At 61.2% G+C, this 23,490-nt stretch carries 18 protein-coding genes; 14 read left to right on the forward strand and 4 right to left on the reverse strand.

Annotated features, from left to right (window positions below):
• Nucleotides 1–84 precede the first annotated feature (84 nt).
• The 3 genes from ATY79_RS09945 to ATY79_RS09955 all read left to right on the forward strand — a co-directional run bounded on the left by ATY79_RS09945 (nt 85) and on the right by ATY79_RS09955 (nt 2,850).
• Nucleotides 85–1,008: an alpha/beta fold hydrolase gene (locus ATY79_RS09945; protein ID WP_088692260.1), complete on the forward strand. Its 924-nt coding sequence runs from the start codon at nt 85–87 to the stop codon at nt 1,006–1,008.
• Between the two features lie 113 nt (nt 1,009–1,121).
• Nucleotides 1,122–1,958 carry a L,D-transpeptidase gene (locus ATY79_RS09950; RefSeq protein WP_088692261.1) on the forward strand — a complete coding sequence of 279 codons (837 nt, stop codon included), beginning with the start codon at nt 1,122–1,124 and terminating at the stop codon, nt 1,956–1,958.
• 166 nt (nt 1,959–2,124) lie between these two features.
• Nucleotides 2,125–2,850 carry a L,D-transpeptidase gene (locus ATY79_RS09955; protein WP_088692262.1) on the forward strand — a complete coding sequence of 242 codons (726 nt, stop codon included), beginning with the start codon at nt 2,125–2,127 and terminating at the stop codon, nt 2,848–2,850.
• Nucleotides 2,851–2,970: 120 nt separating this feature from the next.
• On the opposite strand, the gene ATY79_RS31380 is transcribed toward ATY79_RS09955, so the two are convergent.
• Complete coding sequence (locus tag ATY79_RS31380; protein ID WP_245312342.1) at nt 2,971–3,426, reverse strand: DUF1127 domain-containing protein; 456 nt, start codon at nt 3,424–3,426, stop codon at nt 2,971–2,973.
• On the opposite strand from ATY79_RS31380, the gene ATY79_RS09965 reads away from it, so the two are divergent.
• Complete coding sequence (locus ATY79_RS09965) at nt 3,426–4,250, forward strand: winged helix-turn-helix domain-containing protein (RefSeq protein WP_088703742.1); 825 nt, start codon at nt 3,426–3,428, stop codon at nt 4,248–4,250. The two genes, ATY79_RS31380 and ATY79_RS09965, sit on opposite strands and share 1 nt — an antisense overlap.
• Before the next feature lie 34 nt (nt 4,251–4,284).
• On the opposite strand, the gene ATY79_RS09970 is transcribed toward ATY79_RS09965, so the two are convergent.
• On the reverse strand, nt 4,285–4,752 hold the full coding sequence (locus tag ATY79_RS09970) for a MarR family transcriptional regulator (protein ID WP_088692265.1): 468 nt from the start codon (nt 4,750–4,752) through the stop codon (nt 4,285–4,287).
• 123 nt (nt 4,753–4,875) lie between these two features.
• On the opposite strand from ATY79_RS09970, the gene ATY79_RS09975 reads away from it, so the two are divergent.
• The 3 genes from ATY79_RS09975 to ATY79_RS09985 all read left to right on the forward strand — a co-directional run bounded on the left by ATY79_RS09975 (nt 4,876) and on the right by ATY79_RS09985 (nt 6,485).
• Nucleotides 4,876–5,298, forward strand: coding sequence for an organic hydroperoxide resistance protein (locus ATY79_RS09975; RefSeq protein WP_088692266.1), 423 nt, complete (start codon nt 4,876–4,878; stop codon nt 5,296–5,298).
• 88 nt (nt 5,299–5,386) lie between these two features.
• A complete protein-coding gene (locus tag ATY79_RS09980) occupies nt 5,387–5,770 on the forward strand; it encodes an antitoxin Xre/MbcA/ParS toxin-binding domain-containing protein (protein WP_088703743.1) in 384 nt (127 codons plus the stop codon).
• Nucleotides 5,730–6,485, forward strand: a complete 756-nt coding sequence (locus tag ATY79_RS09985; protein ID WP_088703744.1) for an RES family NAD+ phosphorylase — start codon at nt 5,730–5,732, stop codon at nt 6,483–6,485. The genes ATY79_RS09980 and ATY79_RS09985 overlap by 41 nt, the downstream gene beginning before the upstream one ends.
• A 24-nt stretch (nt 6,486–6,509) precedes the next feature.
• Here ATY79_RS09985 and ATY79_RS09990 read toward each other — a convergent pair whose 3' ends face one another.
• A complete protein-coding gene (locus ATY79_RS09990; protein ID WP_088703745.1) occupies nt 6,510–6,956 on the reverse strand; it encodes a MarR family winged helix-turn-helix transcriptional regulator in 447 nt (148 codons plus the stop codon).
• Between the two features lie 89 nt (nt 6,957–7,045).
• On the opposite strand from ATY79_RS09990, the gene ATY79_RS09995 reads away from it, so the two are divergent.
• The 4 genes from ATY79_RS09995 to ATY79_RS10010 all read left to right on the forward strand — a co-directional run bounded on the left by ATY79_RS09995 (nt 7,046) and on the right by ATY79_RS10010 (nt 17,092).
• Complete coding sequence (locus ATY79_RS09995; protein ID WP_088703746.1) at nt 7,046–7,774, forward strand: thioredoxin family protein; 729 nt, start codon at nt 7,046–7,048, stop codon at nt 7,772–7,774.
• A 33-nt stretch (nt 7,775–7,807) separates the two neighbouring features.
• Nucleotides 7,808–8,275 (forward strand): DUF1579 domain-containing protein, encoded by a 468-nt coding sequence (locus ATY79_RS10000; protein WP_088692271.1) that lies wholly within the window; start codon nt 7,808–7,810, stop codon nt 8,273–8,275.
• A 49-nt stretch (nt 8,276–8,324) separates the two neighbouring features.
• Entirely contained in the window at nt 8,325–9,104 is a 780-nt protein-coding gene (locus tag ATY79_RS10005; RefSeq protein ID WP_088703747.1) for a VOC family protein, read from the forward strand.
• 344 nt (nt 9,105–9,448) lie between these two features.
• The gene (locus ATY79_RS10010; protein WP_088703748.1) at nt 9,449–17,092 is read left to right on the forward strand and encodes an immunoglobulin-like domain-containing protein; all 7,644 of its coding nucleotides are present in this window, start codon (nt 9,449–9,451) and stop codon (nt 17,090–17,092) included.
• Nucleotides 17,093–17,573: 481 nt separating this feature from the next.
• On the opposite strand, the gene ATY79_RS10015 is transcribed toward ATY79_RS10010, so the two are convergent.
• Nucleotides 17,574–18,197: a diguanylate cyclase gene (locus tag ATY79_RS10015; RefSeq protein ID WP_245306787.1), complete on the reverse strand. Its 624-nt coding sequence runs from the start codon at nt 18,195–18,197 to the stop codon at nt 17,574–17,576.
• A gap of 454 nt (nt 18,198–18,651) precedes the next feature.
• Here ATY79_RS10015 and ATY79_RS10020 point away from each other — a divergent pair, with 454 nt between their 5' ends.
• The 3 genes from ATY79_RS10020 to ATY79_RS10030 are packed head-to-tail and all read left to right on the forward strand — an operon-like array spanning nt 18,652 to nt 23,489.
• A complete protein-coding gene (locus ATY79_RS10020; protein WP_088703801.1) occupies nt 18,652–20,013 on the forward strand; it encodes a TolC family outer membrane protein in 1,362 nt (453 codons plus the stop codon).
• 18 nt (nt 20,014–20,031) lie between these two features.
• Nucleotides 20,032–22,194, forward strand: a complete 2,163-nt coding sequence (locus ATY79_RS10025; protein WP_088703749.1) for a type I secretion system permease/ATPase — start codon at nt 20,032–20,034, stop codon at nt 22,192–22,194.
• Nucleotides 22,191–23,489 carry an HlyD family type I secretion periplasmic adaptor subunit gene (locus tag ATY79_RS10030; RefSeq protein WP_088692277.1) on the forward strand — a complete coding sequence of 433 codons (1,299 nt, stop codon included), beginning with the start codon at nt 22,191–22,193 and terminating at the stop codon, nt 23,487–23,489. The genes ATY79_RS10025 and ATY79_RS10030 overlap by 4 nt, the downstream gene beginning before the upstream one ends.
• Nucleotide 23,490: the final 1 nt, after the last annotated feature.

Consider the following 23,490-nt stretch of genomic DNA (forward strand, 5'->3'; position numbering starts at 1 on the left):
ATCACAGTTTTCAACACAACGTGTGTTGGCGACCGCGCGCTTCCGGTGCAATTTTCGAATCGCCGGGAACCATGGAAGTGTGAAATGACGTCAGACAAAGGTAATTCTTTTCTCCGCCAACGCCGCACGGTTCTTGCAGGCCTGGCCGGAGCCCTCCTGCTCCCGCGCATGGCTAGTGCATTCGACGTTCCGGACGTGCCGAGACTGATCGATCACGACTATGCCAAGGTCCGCAAGCACTTCCATACCAAGCTCTTGCAGAAGGGGCCGGCTCCCGACAAGTATGAACCGCTCGACGCGCCCGCGGACGGTGAGAAGATCTTCTACCGGTCCGGCTATGGCGGCGAATTGGAACTGGTTGCCTGGGTCTCCAAATACAAGCGCGGCGGCAAGCCAAAGCCAGGTGTTCTGTTCCTGCACGGCGGCAACGCCATGGGTCTTGGCCACTGGGTTCTGCTCAAGGCCTATGTCGACGCGGGCTTCGTGGTGATGATGCCGTCGCTGCGCGGCGAAAATGGCCAGATGGGCAATTTCTCGGGCTTCTACGACGAGGTCGACGATGTGCTCTCGGCGGCCGACCGTCTGCAGCATCTTCCCGGCGTCGATGGCAACCGCCTGTTTATCGCCGGCCACAGCATCGGCGGTACGCTGACCATGCTTGCGGCGATGAGCAGCCACAAATTCCGCGCCGCGGCGCCGATCTCCGGCAATCCGGATGCGTTTCGTTTCTTCAATCGCTACCCGCAGGACATTCGTTTCGACGACAGCAACGCCCACGAATTCGAGGTCCGCAGTGCGCTCTGCTATGCCAAGAGCTTCAAATGCCCCGTCCGTGTCGTCCATGGCACTGAGGAGGCGCATTTCAACGACCGCGCCGGCCTGCTTGCCAGCCGCGCCCGCTCCGGCGGTGTCCAGATCGAAACGGATACGGTGACCGGCAACCACACCTCGGCGCTGCCGGCGGAGATTGAACAGAGCATAAAGTTTTTCCACGGGGTCTCGGCCTGATCGTGGTCTGACGTCCATTGATGCGAGGCTGATCTGGTGACCAGCCTCGCGCCAGCCGCAAGTGCCATCCTTGCCGCAGCTATACGTCTCGCTGTTGTCGATGAGGGTGTTTTATGACTGTTCTCAGCCGGGTGTCGCCATTTGCCGGGCTTGCGGCCGCTGCTCTTTGCCTGAGTGGTTGCAATATCCTCATTCCGGATACCGGTGCCACCGATCCTGCCCGCTTCGTGCAGGAAACATCCCCTGTTTTCTATAACCCACCCGGTGTCGATCCCATGCGCGTCAAGCCGGTGGATACGCCGGTCCCGCAGAGGCCGGGTGTGCCGCCGACGATCTATAATCAGACCTATGGTATCCCAGGCGCGAACTTCAGCCGGACCTACGGCCTGCCGGTCACCAATCCGGTGAATGGCACCTTGTATGGCCAGGTGCGCGATACCGACTTCACGTTGCCAGCGATACCGATCAGCCGCATCGACCCACAGTATCTGCGGCAGGAGGTCGCCTATCCGACCAAAGAGAAGCCCGGTACGATCATCGTCGATACGAAAACCAAACACCTTTATTTTGTCGAGCCTGGCGGCAAGGCGATGCGCTACGGCGTCGGCCTCGGCCGCGAAGGCTATGCATGGTCCGGCCGGGGCGTCATTCAGTGGAAGCAAAAATGGCCGCGTTGGACGCCGCCCGCCGAAATGGTCTCACGCCAGCCTGACGTCCGGGCCTTCTCGGCGGAAAACGGCGGCATGAACCCAGGTCTTGGAAACCCGCTGGGTGCGCGCGCTCTTTATATCTTCAAGGATGGTCAGGATACGCTTTACCGCATCCACGGGACTCCGGATTGGCAGTCGGTCGGAAAGTCCACGTCGTCGGGTTGCGTACGCATGCTGAACCAGGATGTGGTCGACCTCTATGACCGCGTTCCGGCGAAGGCCGAGATCGTCGTGATGTAGACGCGCAACAGCGCGGGCGATATCGTCGGTCGTCGGACGGACACGACTTCGTGAGGTAGTGGTTTATTTAGCGCAAGACGGTAATTTCCTTTGTCGTCACCGGCGTTGAACCACCCTCCGCGAAGGGCGTCGTCCTTCCAGCGCAACAGGAACCCAGACCCGCGTTATGAGCTTTGAAACATCCCTTTCCCGCCGCAGCTTCCTTTCGCTTTCGGCCATGACCGCGGCTTCGGCCCTGGCTGGCTGCGCATCCACGGCCGGGCCGCCTCCCATGGCTCAGCCGGTCGTCATGCGCACCCCCCCGGTCAACATGTTCCAGGCCCCGCTGGCTCCGGGTGATGCCGAGCTGGAGGTCATGTACGGCCCGATAGAGGACGGCGGCTTTCTCATTCCGGCCGTGCCCTACCAGAAGATCGATCCGCGCTTTTATCGTCAGCAGGTCGTCGATCCGACCGGCCAGGCGCCCGGCACGATCGTCGTCGATACCCCCTCACGTTTCCTCTACCTCGTGCAGCCCGGCGGTACCGCGATGCGTTACGGCATTGGTGTCGGCCGCGAAGGATTTGCCTGGCAGGGCACGGGCGTCATTCAGTGGCGTCAGAGGTGGCCGCGCTGGAAGCCGCCGAATGAGATGGTCGCACGCCAGCCGGAGCTCACCAAGTATTCGATTGAAAACGGCGGCATGGAGCCAGGCCTGAAGAATCCGCTCGGCGCGCGTGCGCTCTACATCTTCTCGAATGGCGAAGACACGCTCTACCGCCTGCACGGCAACCCGGAATGGCGCTCCATCGGTAAGGCCGTGTCATCGGGCTGCGTGCGACTGCTGAACCAGGATATTATCGACCTCTATGATCGCGTGCCGAACAAGGCGCCGGTCGTCGTTCTGCAGTGATCGATTTGCGTCCCGCTGTCTCCCTTTTCCCCTGGGGGACAGCATCTTCCCGCCAAGGGAAATCGCGCCTTACCGGGGAGACGGTACCGTCTCTCCGCCCACATTTGGCCGGGCCGAAATTTACCGCCACGAGTAGCTATGTGAGATGATCGCGTCAGGATCGATGCCTCTGGCTGACTCATGCCAACCGGCAAACTCGTCGTGTCTGACGATGCCGATATCGGCGAGTTGCTCGTCGTCAAGCTTATCCAACGCCCGGCATGCAGCATGATCTGTCGTTGAATGGTATTCCCCATGCGGGACCAGATGCGCGAGCGCGTGCCATGTTCCCGAAAACGCTGCTGTCGGCGAAAAAGTGCGAACGCCATGTAGGTGCAGGAATGTCATGGTGGCTCCCCCAAGCTGCAGTTGTAACGGCAAAGCCTCCCATTTGTCCGTGTGGTTGTCGTGAAGCCCGGCTGAAGCGCTTTTGAAATTTCTCTGAAATTCTTTGGTTTCGGTGTCGCGCTTCGATACACTTCGTTGTCGTGGTGGGAAGCGTTTGCTAAATTGCGCGCCAACATTCGGAGCATCCAATGTCGATGTTCGAATTCGCGGGACACCAACTCGATTTGCAACAGGGCCGGTTGCGCAAGGGCGGGCAGGATGTTCGTTTGCGCCCCAAATCCCTGGCGTTGCTGACTTATCTGCTTGAAAATTCGGGGCGCGTCGTCACCAAGGACGAACTGGTTTCAGCCGTCTGGCCAAATGTAGCCGTCACGGACGGCTCGCTCAGCCAGTGCGTGACGGATATACGCAGGACGCTGGGCGAGGGCGCAGTAAAGCTCATTCGCACCATTCCGTGCCGCGGTTATGCCTTGGACGAGAAACTCATGCGGCGCAGCGAGGCTCTGTTGCCGTCTGCGGCAGTCAGTCCGTCGGGGCGGCCCTCGATTGCGGTGCTTCCGTTCACGGTCGCGGTGCCTGGTGGTCGGCACACATGGATCGCAGACGGCATTGTCGAGGACATCATCACTGCGTTGGCGAAGATTCCCAATCTCTTTGTCGCATCGAAGAACTTGAGCTTTGCTTATCGCGACAAGGTCGGTCGCCTGCCGGACGTCGCCCTAGCGCTTGGTGTGGCCTACGTCCTTAGCGGAAGTGCCCGCGTGAGCGGCCGCGAATTGCGATTGACGACCGAACTTGTCGACGCGCGAACCGGCGGAATCGTCTGGGCGGACCGCTTCGATCGTCATCTCGGGCAAATCTTCGAGGTTCAAGACGAGATAACAACGGCCGTTGTCGAGCGGCTGAAGATCGAGCTTCTGCCGCAAGGCCGCGGCGCTGCTGTCGTCGAAAACCAACGAGAATTTGACCTGCCGGGCAACCATTCCGGCCATCCGGCGCTCTGGGATCGGTAGGGTTTGGCCAATCCTGTTGCTGCGACCGCGACCTCTATACCGCAGCCGTAAGGTTTGAACGCAGGCCCCTCAACAGGCCTCGGATGGTCTTCATTTCTTCGAGTGTGCAGCCCGCCGCCTGACCGATGGCGGTCATGATTGTGTCGATCTCGCTCCGCATCGCCCGGCCCTTGTCTGTCAGCGATACGATGACCTGTCGCTCGTCGCGGGAATCGCGCTTGCGCTTGATCAGTCCGGTTTGCTCCAGGCGCTTGAGCAGGGGAGAGAGGGTGCCGGAGTCGAGATCGAGTTGCTCGCCGATTGCCTTGACCGGCTGTTCGGACTTCTCCCACAGCGCCAACATGACCAGATATTGCGGGTAGGTGAGGCCGACCTTGTCGAGAATCGGCTTGTAGGCGCGCGTGAAGGCATGCGCCGTCGAATAGACCGCAAAGCAGAGCTGGTTTTCCAGCCGTTTCTCTTCTTCCGGAATTTCCATCGTCTTTGCCAGATGCGCTTTCATTGTCGTTGTCCTTGAGGCGTGATTGTCCTCTTTTCGAATTCGAAATGCAATTTGCAAAATTAACTTGCGTACAATTTAATTGTGCAATATACAAAATCCAACCCCAACGCAAAGGAGACTGACATGCCTATCCTCTATACGACCAAAGCTTCCGCCACCGGTGGCCGCGCGGGCCGCGCCGTTTCCGAAAACGGCGTTCTCGATGTGACGCTGACGGTTCCGAAGGAACTCGGTGGCGACGGCGCGACTGGCACCAACCCTGAACAGCTCTTTGCAGCCGGTTATTCGGCCTGCTTCCTCGGTGCTTTGAAATTTGTCGCCGGCAAGGAAAAGGTCAAGATTCCCGAGGACACCGCGGTCAGCGCGACGGTCGGCATCGGCCCGCGCGAAGATGGCACGGGATTCGGCATTGAAGTCGCCCTGACGGTGAACATTCCCGGTCTCGACAAGCCAACGGCTGAAAAGCTTGCCGCCGCCGCCCACATCGTGTGCCCCTATAGCCACGCCATGCGCACGTCGACCGAGGTTCCGGTCACCGTCGCCTGATTATAATTGTGGAAGAGCGTCGCGGATCGCGACGCTCTTTTCATATGAAAATAAAGTGCTATATTCTTTCCTGTGAAAGGAATATGGCATGGCTATAGCGCATCAGATCTCTGGCGTCCGGTCTCCTGAAGCAACCGTGATCACCAAGGCCGCCGTCAATGCCGCCGACCATCTCGGCCTCAATGCCCGAACGCTTTCGGCGGTGCTCGGCGTTTCGGAGGCAACTGTCTCGCGTATGAAGCGGCAGGATTATCTGCTTGAGCGTGGCTCGAAGTCCTTTGAACTCGCGATCCTGCTCGTGCGTCTGTTTCGCTCGCTCGACGCGATCGTCGGCGGCGACGAAGCCATCGCCCGTCAATGGCTGCGCAACGCCAATACGGCGCTCGGCGCGACACCGCTCGAAAAGATTGTCAGCATCTCGGGATTGACCGATGTCCTTGCCTATCTGGACGCCCGCCGCGCTATCGTCTGAGACGCGGGCGATCTCGGGCAGGTTTTGGCGGCTGGTCGAGGCGCAGCATCAGATATCGACGCTGAAGCTTGTCGATACGCTCGACGAGCAGGCCTTGCTCGAAAACCTGCTCGAGGAAAGCAAGCCGGCGCTGCCGCCGGAATGTGTCGGGCTGGACTACCTGCTTGCCACGCCGTTCCGCTATGGCGCGGTCTATCCATATGGTTCGCGTTTCCGACGGGCAGGCCGCACGCTCGGCGTCTTCTATGCGTCCGAGCGGGTAGAAACCGCGCTTGCGGAAATGGCTTTCTATAGGCTGCTGTTCTATTCGGAATCGCCCGCCACGTCGCTTCCCGCTAACGCCGCCGAATACACCGCCTTTGCCGCTGCGATCGCTACGCCGTCAGCAATCGATCTCACGTGCCCGCCGCTCGATTCTGATCGGGAGATCTGGACCGATCCCCAGAACTACGCGCCGTGCCAGACCCTCGCGGACGCTGCGCGGGAGGCGGGCTCCCAAGCAATCCTCTACGAATCCGTGCGCGATCCGCAGCGCGGCCGTAACATCGCGCTTTTGACGGCGGCGGCATTTGCTGCCCGCGAGCCCGTTGAGCGCCAGACGTGGAGGATCCGGCTTTCGGGCATTGGCGTCCAGGCGCTCTGCGAATTTCCGAAAGTCAGAATTGGATTCTCGGTCGAGGATTTCGCCTCAGACCCGCGCATGGCGCGCGACTAAAGCGTTGTCACATGCGACCGGTCTTCAGGAGAGCGCCTGCAGGTCGCGTCGCAATCTTCCGATGTCGCCATCCGGCAGGGCCTGATCGAGGCTGGCGTGGGTGCTTTCCCAGATCGGCACTGCGGCCGCGAGCACCGCCTTGCCCTCCGGCGTCAGGCTTAGCAAGCGCCGGCGCTTGTCTTTCGCATTCTGCGTTACATTTACCCAACCACGGCGCTGCAATGGCTTGAGCGCTGCCGTCAATGTCGTCTGATCCATCGCAAGCAGGGTCGCGACCGGTCCCATCGGCGGTGGCTCCGGGCGGTTCAGCGACATCATCAGCGAGAACTGGCCGTTGGTGAGCCCGACAGGGCGAAGCGCATCGTCGAAGAGCCGCGCCAGTGCGCGCGCAGCCCGCTGCACATGCAGGCAAAGGCACGTGTCGCGCACCAGAAGCGTCGTTGAAAAGGGAATCTCTACCGCGTTTGACATGTCCAATTTCTATTGATATCAATGTAATTAGTCAAGGAAAAGCAACATGGACTGCCACGTCTCGATCGCGCCGGAGGAGGGTGCTCGTGATGCATAACCAAGTCGTTTCCCGTGAAGAATGGCTGGAAGCCCGCCGCGCGCTGCTTCTCAAGGAGAAGGAAGCAACGCATCTGAGGGACAAGGTCAATGCCGAGCGCATGGCCTTGCCCTGGGTCAAGGTCGACAAAAATTACGTCTTCGATACGCCGCAGGGAAAGAAAAGCCTTGCCGAACTCTTCGATGGCCGCAGCCAACTCCTGATCTATCACTTCATGCTTGGCCCCGATTGGGAGGCCGGCTGCCCCGGATGCTCGTTCCTGTCGGATCATGTGGACGGAACGCTTCCGCATCTCAACAATCACGATGTCACCTGGGTCGCCGTTTCACGCGCGCCCGTGGCCAAGATCGAGGCCTACAAGAAGCGCATGGGCTGGAAATTCCCGTGGGTGTCATCCTTCGATAACAGCTTCAACTTCGACTACCACGTGTCTTTCAGCCCGGAGGATCTGGCGAAGGACAAGGTCATCTACAATTTCGAGGCGATCGAGCCCGCCAATGCCCATGACGAGCTGCCCGGCCTCAGCGCGTTCTGCAAGAATGACGACGGCGAGGTCTTCCACACTTACTCGACCTACGCACGCGGGCTTGAAGAGGCGGTCGGCACCTTGATGATCCTCGATCGCGCGCCGAAGGGCCGCAACGAAGATAGCACGATGGATTTCGTCAAGCGTCACGACGAATACGAGCCGGCCACGAGCGAGCCGTCCTGCTGTCACTGAGATCTGCGACCATCATCCCACGGGAGAAGGACGATGCAGCAAGCAAAAGCTCTGAAGGAGCACGAGTTCCTGGAAGACCTTGTCGGCGTCTGGGATGTAATAGCGCCCGGGATGACCGGACAAGAGCCTTGGACGGAAATCGTGCGGTCGCTCCACGGTATTTGGTTCGTCGCCGAAGGCTCCGGCCAGATGCCGGGCGGCGGCGCGGCAACGACCGTTCTCACCCTCGGCTACAACGCCGACAAGGGCAAATATGTCGGCACCTGGATCGGCACCATGATGGACCATCTGTGGGTCTATCAGGGTGATGTGTCCGACGACGGCAAGACCTTGAGCCTCTATACGACAGGCCCCGACTTCGCTGACGCAAGGAAGCTTGCCGAGTATCGCGAGCAGCTCATTTTTCACGATCGCGACCACCGCACGTTCAATTCTGCCGCCAGGCAGCCCGACGGCTCCTGGAAGCAGTTCATGGAGGCGCACTACACCCGCAAGCAGTAGCTGCGGGCAGAACGGCGTGCCGTTCGTCAAACCCAAAATGGAGAACACGATGTCCGAAACCCACGGCAAATTTATCTGGTGCGAACTGATGACCCCCGATCCCAAGGCCGCAGCCGAATTCTACGGCAAGGTTGTCGGGTGGACCACAAACGATATGACGATCCAGGACCTGCCGCCCTATACGATCTTCGAAGCCAATGGCGCGGGCGTCGCCGGGCTGATGGATTTTCCCGCCGAACTGGAGGGGAAGGGTATGCCGCCGAACTGGACGGGCTACGTCGCGGTCGATGATGTCGACAAGACGGCGAAGGATTTTGCCGCCAACGGCGGCTCGGTCCGCCGCGAGCCTGCGGATATTCCGACGGTTGGACGCTTTGCCGTCGTCGCCGATCCGCACGGCGCGGTGATCTGCATCATGACGCCGCTGCCGAGGGACAATCCAACGCCTCCCGCGCCGATGGGCACGCCGGGCCACATCGGTTGGCACGAACTCTATGCCGGCAACGGTGCGGAAGCCCTCGCATTCTATTCGAAGCTTTTCGGCTGGACGAAGGATCATGACTTCGACATGGGCGAGATGGGTGCCTATACGATCTTTGCCGAACACGGCACCCCTGTCGGCGGCATGATGACCAAGCCGCCGAATGTCCCCATGCCGGCATGGGCTTATTACTTTAATGTGCCGGCCATCGATGCGGCCATCGAGCGCGTCAAGGCCGGCGGCGGCACGGTGTTGAACGGTCCGATGGAAGTGCCCGGCGGCAGCTGGATCATCCAGGCGACCGATCCGCAGGGCGCATTCTTCTGTCTCGTGGCGCCCGCCAGATAGACGCGACTGACGATGACATCAGCGCAGCGTAAGACGGCCGGACGCCGTCCTGCGCTGCTTGATTTGAGGGTTTCAAGCCGGTTGATGGAATGTGATCCAGCGTGGCGCGGACATCGAATCGAGAGCCGAGGGCGCGCTGCGGCGAATGCCGAAGCTCGTTCGTATTTCATTAATTTTATTAGAATTTTAGCGTTTCCGGCGATATTCGGGCGCCTGCTATTAACTCTTCCTCAAACATTTTTGGGTGGATGCATAACCGGCTATGTCTGAAGCGGCCGTAAGTATTGATTTTGGCTCTTCTGCGTAATTGATTGGTCCCAGTTTCACATTGGGGTTGTTTTGTTATGTCTATCGAAGATCCGCGCATTTCCGCTATCGCAAGCGAAAACGTCTCGCACGACTTCCGCCAGGACATTCATGAAGATGCAAGTATTGAGACTTCCGCCCGGCAGGGCGTCGAGGTCGCGCAGGCCGATAATAGCCAGCAACCTGAGAAGACCGACCGCGTGCCGGCGGCTCCGCAGATCGTAGCTGCCAACGGCAATGCGGTTGAAGTCGTCCCGGATCAGCACAACGTTGCACATCTGCCGGCTGACGTATCGATCGACGACATCCGCGTCGAAGGCAACAATCTTGTACTGGTCCAGGCTGATGGCACGGAGATCGTCATCGTCAACGGCGCCCTGCACGTGCCGACCTTCCTGCTTGGCGAAGTCGAGCTGCCGCAGCAGGCCGTGATCGCCGCCCTCGAGCAGAACAACATCAACGTCGCTGCGGGTCCCGATGGCTCCTATTCGGCGAGCGCATCCGCTCCAAGCTCAGGCGGCAACTTCGACACGATCCAGCAGCCTCCCCATCTGCCGCCGCTGATAGCGGACCTTCTCCCACCCACAGACCAGCCCGATGGGCAGCCCGGCGGCCTCTTCGGCGGCCGCGACAGCGGCAGCGGCAATCTTCTGGCCGCAAACCCGCCGAGCGTCGACACGCCCACCCCGGACAATGGCGTGACGATCGGCGACCTCGACAGCGCTGCCACCGGCAGCGACGCCGTGGTCTGGGAAGCCGGGCTCCCCGGCGGCTCGGCCGAGGGCTTGTCCGCCAATCCGACTGTCGTGGACGGCAAGTTCACGATCTCGGCTCCGGATGGCCTGGCGAGCGTTACAATTGGCACGACGACCATCAACGGCGCCGATCTCCTGAACGCGGCCACGTTCCCGATCTCTGTCACTCCCGCCGGCTCGTCGCTCGGAACGCTGGTGCTCACTGGCTACAACGCTGCGACCCACGAGGTCTCCTACAAATTCACGCTCGCCAATAACGCAACGCATGGTGACACCGCCCATACCGGCGTGGACGACCAGGTCTCCGTTAATTACGGCATCACCGTTACGGACACCGATGGCGACAGTGCCAACGGCACGCTAACGATTGCCATCAACGACGACGGCCCGACGGCCGCCAATGACGAGGATGCGGTTTCAGGCCCGAGCGCGACCGGCAACGTGATCAGCGGGGCGGACGAGAGCGTCACCGCGGGCCTCGACACGAAGGGCGCTGACGGGGCCAGTGTGACGAACGTTGCGTTCGGCAACGAAACCGGGACGAGCGTCACCGACGCGTATGGCCATGGCCACCAGGTTACGGGCACCTACGGCACGCTGACCATCTACGAGGATGGCCACTACAGCTATATCCGTACCAACGACTCGCCCGTGGCCGACACGGTGAGCGACACGTTCACCTACACGCTCACCGACGGCGACGGCGACAGCGACACCGCGACGCTCAAGATCAACATCACGGACAATGGCGTGACGATCGGCGACCTCGACAGCGCTGCCACCGGCAGCGACGCCGTGGTCTGGGAAGCCGGGCTCCCCGGCGGCTCGGCCGAGGGCTTGTCCGCCAATCCGACTGTCGTGGACGGCAAGTTCACGATCTCGGCTCCGGATGGCCTGGCGAGCGTTACAATTGGCACGACGACCATCAACGGCGCCGATCTCCTGAACGCGGCCACGTTCCCGATCTCTGTCACTCCCGCCGGCTCGTCGCTCGGAACGCTGGTGCTCACTGGCTACAACGCTGCGACCCACGAGGTCTCCTACAAATTCACGCTCGCCAATAACGCAACGCATGGTGACACCGCCCATACCGGCGTGGACGACCAGGTCTCCGCTAATTACGGCATCACCGTTACGGACACCGATGGCGACAGTGCCAACGGCACGCTAACGATTGCCATCAACGACGACGGCCCGACGGCCAATGACGACACGGACTCCTTCGACACGGACACGTTCTCGACCGACGGCAACGTCATCACCGGCGCCGACACCACCAGCGGCACCGCCGGCAAGGATGTGACCGGCGCCGATGGCGCGCATGTCAGCGAGGTGAGCTTCGGCAATGCCACCGTGACGAACGTCACAGACGGAACTCACGGTGCGGGCTTCGAGGTCCATGGCGCTCACGGCACGCTGACGCTCTTTGCTGATGGCCACTACATCTACGCTCAGGACCCCGCCGACCACACAGGCGGTACCGACACCTTCACCTACACGCTGACGGACGGCGACGGCGACACCGACACGGCGACGCTGACGATCACTGTCCCTCACCAGAACACGCCGCTGGAGATCACCGGTTCGGCGACCGGCGTCGTCGAGGAAGAGGAGCTTTCTGGAGGCAACCCGGATCTCCTGTCGCTCAGTGGCAATGATGACGCCACGCTTTCGAATGCGGTGCAGGGTGTCCTTACGAGCGCACTCAGCATTAGTGGCAAGGATGGACCGCTCAGCTTCGCCATCGGCGCCGTTGCTGACAGTGTTGCAGTCACAACGGTCAGCGGAGGAGGTTCTACGCCGCTGACGTCGGGGGGGCTCACGGTCTACTTTCATCACAGCGATGATGGTACCTTGGTTGGCTATACCAACGACACCGGATCGAGCGGGTATTCCGCCAGCAGCACAACCATCTTCACGCTGGTTATTACCGACCAAACGACCGGCGCCTATACCTTCACGCTGCAGGGTCCGATTGACCACCCGGTTCACGGGTCGACCCCGACGACGGGCGAGGACTCGCTGGTCATCGACCTCGGCGGGCTCGTAACGGTTTCTGATACCGGCGAGGCCGGAGACCACGCGTCGGTCGCTGACTTCAGGATCACGGTGATCGACGACGTGCCGGTCGTCTCGGCGCGCGACGCGATCGTCATGAGCCACACCAGCACTGACACGACGACGAACGACTATAGCCTGCGTGCCGGTAACGTTCTGGTGCGCGGTGTGGGCCAAGGCGGGCACGATCTGCTGCTGACCACGGCGGACGGGCACTCCGTCAACACGAACAACGGTGAAGTCGGCGTTGACAATGCTTGGATCAACGGCGCCTCGAAGAAGGCCGACGCGCAGTACGTGTTGGTACAATTCGGCCACGACCTCGACCTCAACACTAATACCTTTGTCGGTGGACGCGAGACCTATTCCGAGGCTTCCTTCACAGTCGATGTGAGCGGAGGAAGCAAGTCGACGGCCGCCGTCTTCGTCAATGCGACCCATGGCGGCCCGGGCGGCAGCCTCGTTGGTCTGACTTTTGAGGTGAACGGGCACAGCGTCAACGCGACCGTGGTCGCCAACGGCTACGTGCTCACGGGGGTTCACGACGGCGACGTCGTTACCGTCCATTCCGCAACGACCGGCGCTGTGTTCGACACTATAGAGGTCGCCAACTACGCCAATGTCGACGACGGAGCGAACAGCTTCTCCGGCGACCAGTTCCGGATCTCGGGTGTCGAAACCGCAGTTACCACCGTAACGGTAACGACGACGACGGAGGCCTTCACTCTTAGCCAGGACGAGACGGCGGGCGTCAACACCGCAGCCGATCCCAACGCGTCGAATGATCACGCCGCGCCGGCCGCCGGGACTGACGCCTATAGCGCGATCTACAAGGACGGCGCCATCGGCTATGCCGAGTCGGAGAGCGTGCTCAAGCCGAACGGCGGCCTGTTCACTGGCAGCGTCGGCGCCGACCACAACGCCTCGGGCGGCGGCACGTGGACCTTCGCCATCACCGATGCCAGCGGTCATGCCTTCAACGGCACGCAGGACTCGGGCCTGACGACGCTCGACCACACGCACATCATGCTCACAACCGGCGCCGATGGCGCGCTGGTCGGCTCGGCGAACGGCACCGAGGTCTTCAAGGTCTACGTCGATACCGACGGCCATGTTTGGATCGCCCAGTACCAGGCGATCCACAACGGCGCCGGTGGTTCGAACCAGGCCGCCTATGACAAGATCGCCACCGTGACGGCGGGCCTCCACATCACGGGGACCCTGACCGACGCCGACGGCGACCAGGCGAGCGCCACCTCGCCAGTCTCGCTGACGGTGCAGTTCCAGGACGACGGCCCGATCGCACATGATACGGTCGGGCAAGTTGCCGAAGGCTCGGTTGTCACCGGCACGCTCGATTTCGTTCAGGGCACCGACGGAGCCACTGTCTCTCAGATCAATGGCGTCAACCTGACCTTCGGCAATGACGGCTGGTCTCAGGCCATTCAGACTGCGCAAGGCACGCTGCAGATCAAGGCTGACGGCACCTATCAGTTCACCGCGCACGGCGATAACGTCTACAAGGACGCCGGATCGGCAAGCTTTACCTTCACCGTAAAGGACGGAGACGGCGATACGTCCACGGCGAACGTGTCGTTCAATGTCGCCGATACGCAAACGAACGAGCCGGTGACGCTGACAGCGTCGTCTGTGACCGAGGGGACGAACACGAACTACACGTTCACGGCGACCCTTGCGGACCAGGTACACGACACGCCGGTTACGGTGACGATCGTGGACGGCAACGGCCAGTCGCACGACATCACGATCGCCGTCGGTCAGACGACGGGCAGCGTTTCCATCGCGTCCGGCAACGGAGAGGACGTCTACAAGGATGCCTCGTCGCTGACGGCACACATCACGGGTGTGACGGGCGGCAACTTCGAGAACCCTGTCTACAGTTCGGCCAATGTGATCGCGACGGTCAGCGATACCACGGACACGACGACTGTGACGTTGCACGACGTGACGGTGACGGAAGCTCAGCAGATCGTCTACACGGCGAGCGTTGATCATGCGCCGCAGACGGCCTTCGACGTGACGCTGAACAACAATGTGGTGATCCACTTTGCGGCAGGTGCGACGACGGGTTCGTCCGATCCGCAGGCGGCGCAGGGCGAGGACGTCTTCAAGGACGGGTCTACCTCGACGCTGTCGATCGCCTCGACGACCGGCGGCAATTACGAGAACCTCGACACCAGCTCGACGGCCAAGCTGACGGTCAGCGATACCACGGACACTGTGACAGCCACCTTGACGGCCGATGAGGCCATTCTTAGCGGAGCGGGCGCGACGATCACCTACACCGTGACCCTGTCGAACGCCGATGGTCTGCCGGTCGCGCCGACCACGAACCTCACCTTCACCCTGCAGACGGGCCAGACGGTGACGATCCTCGCGGGAGCTTCAAGCGGGCACGCCGATGTGACCTTCGGTTCTGGTACTGGCACTTCCGTTCACAACTCGATCGCCGGTATCACAGGCGGTGGCGAATACGAGTATCTGGTCCCCGACGGGACGACGGATACGACGGTGAACACCTTCCCGACCGGCGGCGGCAACGTTTCGCTGACGCTCAGCGAGGCGGCGCTCGATACGACGCTTGACAACAGCACCGTCCCAGCAGATCTTGCCGCGAGCGCTGTAACCGGCACCGCGCCGGGCAGTCGTGGCGAGACGGCGCAGGCGACGTCGGGTATCAACTTCACCGCAACCGGTGAGGCGCTCACCGTGGCCTTCGCCACTCCCGGCGTCAGCGCTAGCGGTTGGCAGGCGCCGACTGTGAATGGACTTGCCAACGGCTACAGCGTGCACTGGGAGCTGAGCAGCGGCCAGTTGGTCGGCCACCTCATTTCGCCGACGAGCGTCGATCTCGGTGCCTTCGTCCTGCTTTCGCTGGCGGGCACCACGGCGGCCGCCGGCCAGACGCTAACGCCGACCGTTACCGCAACGCTGGTCGACAACCTCATCGACGGCAACAACGTAGGCTCGCTGACCATCAGCGGCATTCAGGTCGTTGCGACCGACACCACGGGCGACAAGGTTTCGGGCTCGGTGGCGCTGACGATCACCGACGACGCGCCGTCCTTCGGAGCGCCGGACACGGCAACCGTGGCGGACAAAGCGGTCGACGCCGCCCACGCGACAACCGGGTCGCTGCACCTGTCGGTGGGCGCGGACGGGCTTGGCTCGCTCAGCCTCGCTGGCAATACGGCACCGAGCGGCTTGACGCTGGATGGGAAGCATCCCGTCAGCTATGCGATCAGTGGCGATGGCTTAACGTTGACAGCTTGGGCCGACCTTCAAGATGGAGGCACGACGCAGGATGTGAAGGTATTTACGCTCATGTTGAACGCGTCGACGGGAACCTACACGTTCGACTTGCTTACGCCCTTCACTACCCAACACAGCGTCGATTCCTCCAGCACGGCCTTCGGCTCAGGCCCCAGCGTGGAGCAGGCACTTTGGAGTGGCACCACGCCGATCGCTGTAGTATCCGCATCGGGTAGTCTGATGGGTAGCTCCAATGGCTGGGGTGTCGACAACGGCAATTTCGATGCGAACGAAAAGCTGACGTTCGACTTCACCAGTGGGGCCGCGCATTCTCCGGCGGCTGTCAGCGGCTTCGGTGCGACGCCTCCGGTATTCGCTGACTTCACGTTCACGAAGAGCGGTTCGCTGACCTATACCATCCACTATGTCGATGGCAGCAGCGGCGACCCGGAGACGGTCGATGTGACCAAAAACACCCCGCTCCACCTGGGTGCGCTCGGCCACCAGATCGCCTACATCAGCTTTACTGCCAATGGTTCACTTGGGATGGTCGACCTCACCGGGGTAACGTCAATTTCCGGGACTTCTGAAAATCTTGCGTTCAACGTGACGGCGACGGACGGCGATGGAGACCAGGCGACCGCTCACATCAATGTTCACATCGATAGCACGATGGCGGACCCCATCGTCCTCGACCTCGACCACAATGGAGTCGCGCTGACCTCGCTCGATCAAGGCGTCCAGTTCGATATCAATGCCGACGGTCACAAGGACCAGATCGCCTGGACGGCTGGCAGTGACGGCATCCTGGCACTCGATGTGGACGGCAACGGCAAGATCGACAATGGCAGCGAGATCTTCTCGCCGCACTTTGCTGGTGGCACCTACGTCGATGGTCTGGCGGCGCTTTCAACGCTCGACAGCAACCATGACGGCAAGATCGATGCGACCGACGAGGTCTTCTCGAAGCTCACCGTCTGGCAGGACCTGAACCATAACGGCATCACCGATAGCGGCGAGCTTTCGAGCCTGGCGGATCATTCGATCAGCAGCATCTCGCTCGACGCTAGCGCCTCCAACGCGGAGATCAACGGCCAGTCGATCCTCGCCGATGGCGACTACACTCTGACAGACGGCGCGACCGGCCACTTCGTCGAGGTTGCCTTCGATACGTCGCTCGGTGGCAGCGAAAATAGCAGCAATGCCTATTCGCTGATCGGTAGCGACGGCGACGACATCCTGTCGGGCAGCGGCGGCATGTTCACGATATCGGGCGGGGCAGGGGCCGACACCTTCGTCCTCGACGCCGATGCTCTGAACGACGTCAAGCTCGCCGATGTCATCACCGACTTCAAGGCCAGCGAAGGCGACACCCTCGATGTGTCTAAGCTCCTCGACAGCCTGCTCGGCCACCAGGCGAGCGAGGCAGAGGCGCTCGCCAGCGTCAAGACGACGGTCACCGGCGCGGATACCGTCGTCAGCGTCAACGCCAGTGGCGGCTGGCACGATGTGGCGGTTCTCCAGAACACCACGGAAGCGGTCAAGATCCTCTACGACGACAAGCACGACACGACGACGGCACCGCACGTCGGCTGATGTTCGTACGAACCTGCAAAGGAAAAGGCGCCCTTCTTCGGCGCCTTTTCTGCTTTCTGGTACCGATTCGGGGCAAGCCCTTCTCTTGCTGCTGTCCCCGCATGGTCATTCGCCACCGCTTTCGCGAAGCGGACGGAGTCGGCTCTGGCTCGGACGACGACTCTAGCGAGACTGGCCCGGTCACGGGCGACCGAGGCGCGCTCACCTCGGAAGAAAAGGTGCTTTATCGGCGCACCTTCTGCCTTCCGGGATCGGTTTGGGCAATCTTCCGCACGTCGGATTACCCATCCTCTTGCGCCTGTTATATTGCCGAGCGGTTCCTCGGCCGGGCTTGGAGATGATCCGCGTCTCCCGCCAGTGCACGGCCGCAGGCAGCTTTTCTTCTCAAAGGAAGAGAGACGCCGGATACGCGGGACAATAGGGTTCAACGAGCAAAGGGCGCCTTTCGGCGCCCTTTGCTCGTTGTTACTGATCGGTCGGATCAGGCGGCCGGCAGCCGCGACAACGGAATGGCGTCTTCGGTCTCGCCGCCGCGCTGCATCGCCATTTCGTCGGCCAGTTGGCGGATGTGATTGAAGTCGGTCGCTCCCTCGAAGACCGCGCCGCCGAGGCGCACGCCGATCGTCATCGGCGTGCCTTCCGCCGAGAAGGAGGCCTCGGCCACGCGCCGGCGGATACGGGTGCCGACATCCTGGGCGTTTTCGACCGTCGCACCCGGGAGAAATACCCCGAGTTCGTTGGTGGCGAGGCGAGCAACAAGATCGCCCTTTCTGACCGAGGACTGGATGATCGCGGCAAGCGACTGCATGACCGTGTCGGCCCATTGCGGGCCGTAACGCCGACTGATCTCGTCGAGCGTATCGATCACGACGGCTATCATCACGCCGCCGGCATCGGTTGCGATTCGCTTGCGCCGATCGATGTAGTGCTCGACGGCAGCTGCAAAGGCAGTACCGTTCAGCGTCTTCGTTAAAGCGTCGTGGCGCGCAGCATAGTTAACCGTTTCTTGTAGTTTCTTGAGGTCACCAACTTTGAGCTGCAAGATCAGAAGCAGCGGAAATGCAACAAGAAGTGAAATTAAGCCTGCGCCGATAAATCCTACCAAAAATGGTCGATCCGGCACGATAAGGTTTAAGATAAGTAAAACGCCGACGGATCCAGCCGCAAAGCAGACCGCGCCGAGGGTGGCGATCCGAAGAGCTGAAACGATTGTGGCGGAAGAGTAACGCTGGCTTAAATTCATCGGGGTTCTTGTCCGTTTGAAAGTCATGCCAGATAAACAGGTTCGGGCAAAGCCCCCGTTAAAAAATCCTGTAAAATTCTCGCTTTAGGCAGTTGTCCACCGCGATTAACTGTTTTGGCAGGAATGCTTGGGGCCGCAATTGGAATGTGGAAAGATTGGTGTTACTTATTTGCTGAAGAAGAGACTTTGGTATACGGGTACGCCGGTGAATCTTTGATGTTGAGGGGCATCGATCTTGTTTAAAGGCAAAAGAATTTTTGCAGCATTGTCTGCGACGGTTGCTTTCAGTTTTTCGTTTTATGCTGATGCGAATGCAATATCTCTGCAGCAGGCTATCGAAAAAACGATGAAAACGAACCCGCAGATCTTGCAGGCTGCGAAGGATCGTGAAGCTGTCGAGTTTGAACTGCGCCAGGCGCGCGGTTTATACTTGCCATCGGTAGACCTGGAGAGCGGGATCGGCCGTCGTCGCTTGTCGAATGCCAGCTCCGGTTCGCTGAGAGACGATCATGACTATCTGTCGCCGGGCGATGTTGGTCTTACGATTACGCAGACACTTTACGATGGCGGCAGCCGCCGCGCGCAGGTCGAGCAGCAGGCTTCGCGCGTCGATGGCGCATCCTTTCGCGTCCTTGAACGGTCTGAGTCGCTCGCCCTCGAAGTGACGCAGGATTATCTGGAATATATGCTCCAAAATCAGATCGTCGCTGCCGCCAAGCAGAACGTCGCCTTCCACACGCAGATGGTCGGCGATATCGACGAGAGCATCAAGGGTGGCGCCCTGACCGACGCCGACCGCCTGCAGGGCAGCGAGCGTCTGCAGGCCGCCAAGGCGCGGCTGCGTGAGGCGCTCGAGGAACTCGAGCAGACGAAGATCCGCTTCCTGCAGGCAGTCGGCGAGCCGATCACCAATGCGCAGACGCCGCCATCGGTCGGCAAGTATGTTCCGAAGACGTTGAACGACGCGGTCTTTCTTGCAGGCAAGAACAGCCCGCGCATCTATTCGGCCAATGCCGACGTCGATGCGGCCGATGCCGGTGTTCGCGGCGCGCGCGCCAACTACCTGCCGAAGGTCAATCTCGAAGGCGCCGCCCGCGTCGGCAACGACATCGACGGCGACGAAGGCAACACCAACGACTACCAGGTCCGTGTCGTTGCCCGCTGGAACCTCTATCGCGGCGGCATCGATGTTGCTCGCGAGCAGGAGCAGATCCGCCGCGCCGGTGAGCAGCGCTATAATCTCGCTCAGGTTCAGCGCGAGGTCGAAGAGTCGGTCCGTTCCGCTTGGAACGAGCGCGTCAGCCGCGGCGAGCTGTCCGGCATCCTGAACAAGCAGGCCTTGATCAACAACCAGCTCGTCGGTTCCTACCGCGAGCAGTTCAAGGTTGGTCAGCGCTCGCTGCTCGACGTGCTCGATGCGCAGAACACGAAGTTCAATACACAGGTCCTTGCCGACACGGCGCGGGTCGCGTCGCAGTTTGCCGAGTACAAGATTCTGGCGGCATCCGGCAATCTGCTGCAGACGATGAAGCTGAAGCCGGTCGAGCAAAGCCAGCCTTATGCGCGGGAAGGGTTTGCTGTCCCCGCGAGCGTCGCGAATCCTGGATATGTCGAGCTTGATTCCCATCAGAAGGCCGGCATGCCCCTGGATCTCCTAGCGCCAATTCGACAGCAGTAGTCGAACGGCCATGGAACGATGCTGAACGTAGCGCCAGAGACTTCCAGCAGCACGCCGCTGCAGACCTTCAAAGCCGCATTCAAGTCCGTGGCTGCGTTCTATGGCCGACCAAGCTCAGACACGGTCCTCTTCTCCGGTCTTCCGGATGAGGTGACCGAGTCGCTTGAGGTGGACGATGTCGAGCGCATGGCCGAACGGATCGGTCTGCAGGTGATCAAGCACCAGGAGCGCGAATGCCGCCAGGGCAATTTCGATTGTCCGGCGATCGTCGCGTTTGCCGATGGCAGCGTGCTGCCTCTGCTCGAGGTCGCCGAGGACGGCTCCTATGTCACGGATATCGTTCCGATTGCCGGCAACGCCATCCGGCTGACGCGGGAAGAATTCCTGGCGCTGAAGCCGCAGCTGGCCTTTGCCTTTACGCTTTATTATCAGAACGCCTCGGAAGAGGCGCTGGTCGGCAATGCCGTGGAGATCGAGAAGCGGCATTGGCTGGCAACCACGCTCGTGCCTTACTGGCGCACCTATGTCCGCGTCATGATCGCGGCGCTCTTTATCAATCTGATTGCGCTCGGCTCGCCGCTTTTCACGATGAACGTCTATGACCGGGTGCTGCCGAACAAGGCGATCCCGACGCTCTGGGTTTTGGCCGGGGGTATCTCGCTTGCCTATATTTTCGACTTTCTTCTGAAGACGGCGCGCTCGTCGCTGATCGACTATGCCGGACGCAAGGCGGATCTGCGCCTGTCGCAGTTGCTGTTTGACAAGGTGCTGAATTCGACGCTCGCCTCGCGGCCGCTGTCGACCGGCGAATATGCCAACCGCGTGACGCAGTATGAATTTGTTCGCGAGTTCTTCACGTCGAACACGATCGGCGTCCTCATCGACAGCCTTTTCGTCTTCATCTTCCTCGGCGTGATCTATCTGATCTCGGGCTGGCTAGTGGTCATCCCGGCCGTGGCCTTCGTCCTGTCGGTTGCGATCGGCTTGTGGGCGCAGGCCGCGATTGGCAAGCGCATGGCGACGGCCGCCAACGAGGCATCGCGTCGCCAATCCCTGTTGGTGGAGACGATTTCGACGATCGAAACGCTGAAGAGCCTGCGCGCCGAAGCGACGATGCTCCGCCGTTGGCAGGAGCTGACCAAATATTCGAGCCGCACCAGCGAAGACATCAAGCATATCTCGACGAACGCCATCAACATGACGATGTTCATCCAGCAGATGGTGAGCGTCCTGATCGTGATTGCGGGCACCTACGAGTTCGCCGAAGGCCGCATTGCCATGGGCGCGATCGTCGCGACGGTCATGCTGGCGAGCCGCGCCGGCGCGCCGCTCGGCCAGATCGCCATGACGTTGGCTCGGTTCCGCCAGGCAACCATGTCCCTTCGCATCCTCGATAAGATCATGGAGCAGCCCGACGATCGTCCGTCTACCGTCGGTTTCGTCAACCGGGAGATTACCCGCGGCGCCTTCAGCTTCCAGGATGTATCTTTCCAGTATCCGGGGTCGGACTATCCCGTTATCAACAAGCTGTCCTTCACGGTGCAGCCGGGCGAGCGCGTCGGCATCATCGGCCGCATCGGCTCCGGCAAGACCACGCTCGGTCGTTTGCTTGACGGCCTCTTTTGCCCCTCGGGCGGCCGCGTACTGATCGATGGCGTTGATATCCGCCAGTACCACATGGCAGAGGTTCGCTCGGCGGTCGCCGTGGCCGGCCAGTCGTCCGATCTCTTCTCCGGCACGGTCAAGGAAAACCTGCTGATCGGACGCGCCGACGCGACCGACGAGGAACTGCTCGAGGTCGCCCGCATGACCGGTGTCGACGAGTTCGTCGGCAATCATCCTCGCGGCTTCGACATGCCGGTCGGCGAGCGCGGCACGAACCTGTCGAGCGGCCAGAAGCAGGCACTGACGATTGCACGCCTGCTGCTCACCAAGCCGAAGATCGTATTTCTCGACGAGCCATCGGGCGCCATGGATTTGGCAACCGAACGCAATCTGATTGCGCGCTTGTCGAAGGCTATCAGCCGTGACACCACGCTTTTGATCGCCACTCATCGCTACAGCATGCTTGAGCTCGTCGATCGCCTGATCGTCATCGACAAGGGTCGGATCATTGCCGACGGTCCGAAGAATGCGGTGATCGAAGCGATGCAGCGCAAGCCGGCGGGGGCGCAGTCATGAGCCTCGCCAGCAACCGCCACGACAATCCTCCGCTTCTCGCCCGCGGCATTCTGGCTCTGGTAGCCCTCGTGATTGCGAGCTTCATCGCATGGGCGGCGATCGCCGATATCAACGAGATCGCCCGCGGCGAGGGCAAGGTCATTCCGGTGTCGAAGACGCAGATCATCCAGTCTTCGGAGCCCGGCGTCGTTCAGCAGATCGCCGTCGTCCTCGGTCAGGTCGTCCGCAAGGGCCAGCTGCTCGTCCAGCTCGACAACACGACAACGACGTCCACGCTTGGTGAATCCGTTGCCAAGGCGCGTGCGCTCGGTGCCAAGGTTGCACGCCTGAAGCTCGAGGAGGCGGGCCAGTACGACGCTGAGTTCATCTGCCCCGAGGAGATCATGTCGGTCGCCAAGGATGTTTGCGGCAACGAGGCGAAGCTCTTCGCCGCTGATCGCGCCAGCTACCAGAACAAGCTCGGCGTCTTGCAGGAGCGTGTCCGCCAGCGCGAGAACGAGCTCAGCGAAGCGCATGCGAACATCGATCGCCTACAGCAGAACATCGAAGGCGCACAGCGCCAGTATGACCTCATTTTCCCGCTGGCGCAGAAGAAGCTGGTGGCGCAGACGGAAGTGCTGAAGACCGAGCGCGATCTCACCGACCAGCAGGGCCAGCTCAAGGTCTATCAGGAAAGCATCGACCGCCTGCAGGCTGCCGTGCAGGAGGCCAAGCTGCAGCTCGGCGATCTTGCACTTGAGCTGCGCCAGCAGGCGCTGACCGACAAGGCGCAGGCGCTGGCCGAGCTTTCGGTCGTCGACGAGACCATCCGCGGCGCCTCCGACCGCGTCAAGCGCACCGATATCCGTTCGCCCGTCGATGGCATCGTCAATACTCTGGAGGTCAACACCATCGGCGCCTATGTCGATCCGGGCCGTGTCATTGCCGGCATCGTACCGACTGCCGACACGCTGCTGGTTGAAGCCAAGATTTCGCCGCGCGATGTCGCCTTCGTGCGCCGCGGCCAGCCGGCCGTCGTCAAGATCACGGCTTACGATTTCTCGATCTTTGGCGGCCTCGAAGGCGTCGTCGAGAACATCTCGGCCGACAGCCTCGTGGAGAAGGAAAAGGGCGAGACCTACTATCTGGTGCAGGTCAAGACAGACAAGTCCGCGCTGGAGCGTGATGGAAAGTCCTATCCGATTATCCCCGGCATGGTTGCCTCGGTCGAGATCATGACCGGCAACAAGACGGTGCTGAGCTACCTGATGAAGCCGATCAACAAGGCGCGCAGCGAAGCGCTGACGGAGCGATAGG

The organism is Rhizobium sp. R693 (assembly GCF_002211315.1).
GTDB lineage: Bacteria > Pseudomonadota > Alphaproteobacteria > Rhizobiales > Rhizobiaceae > Rhizobium.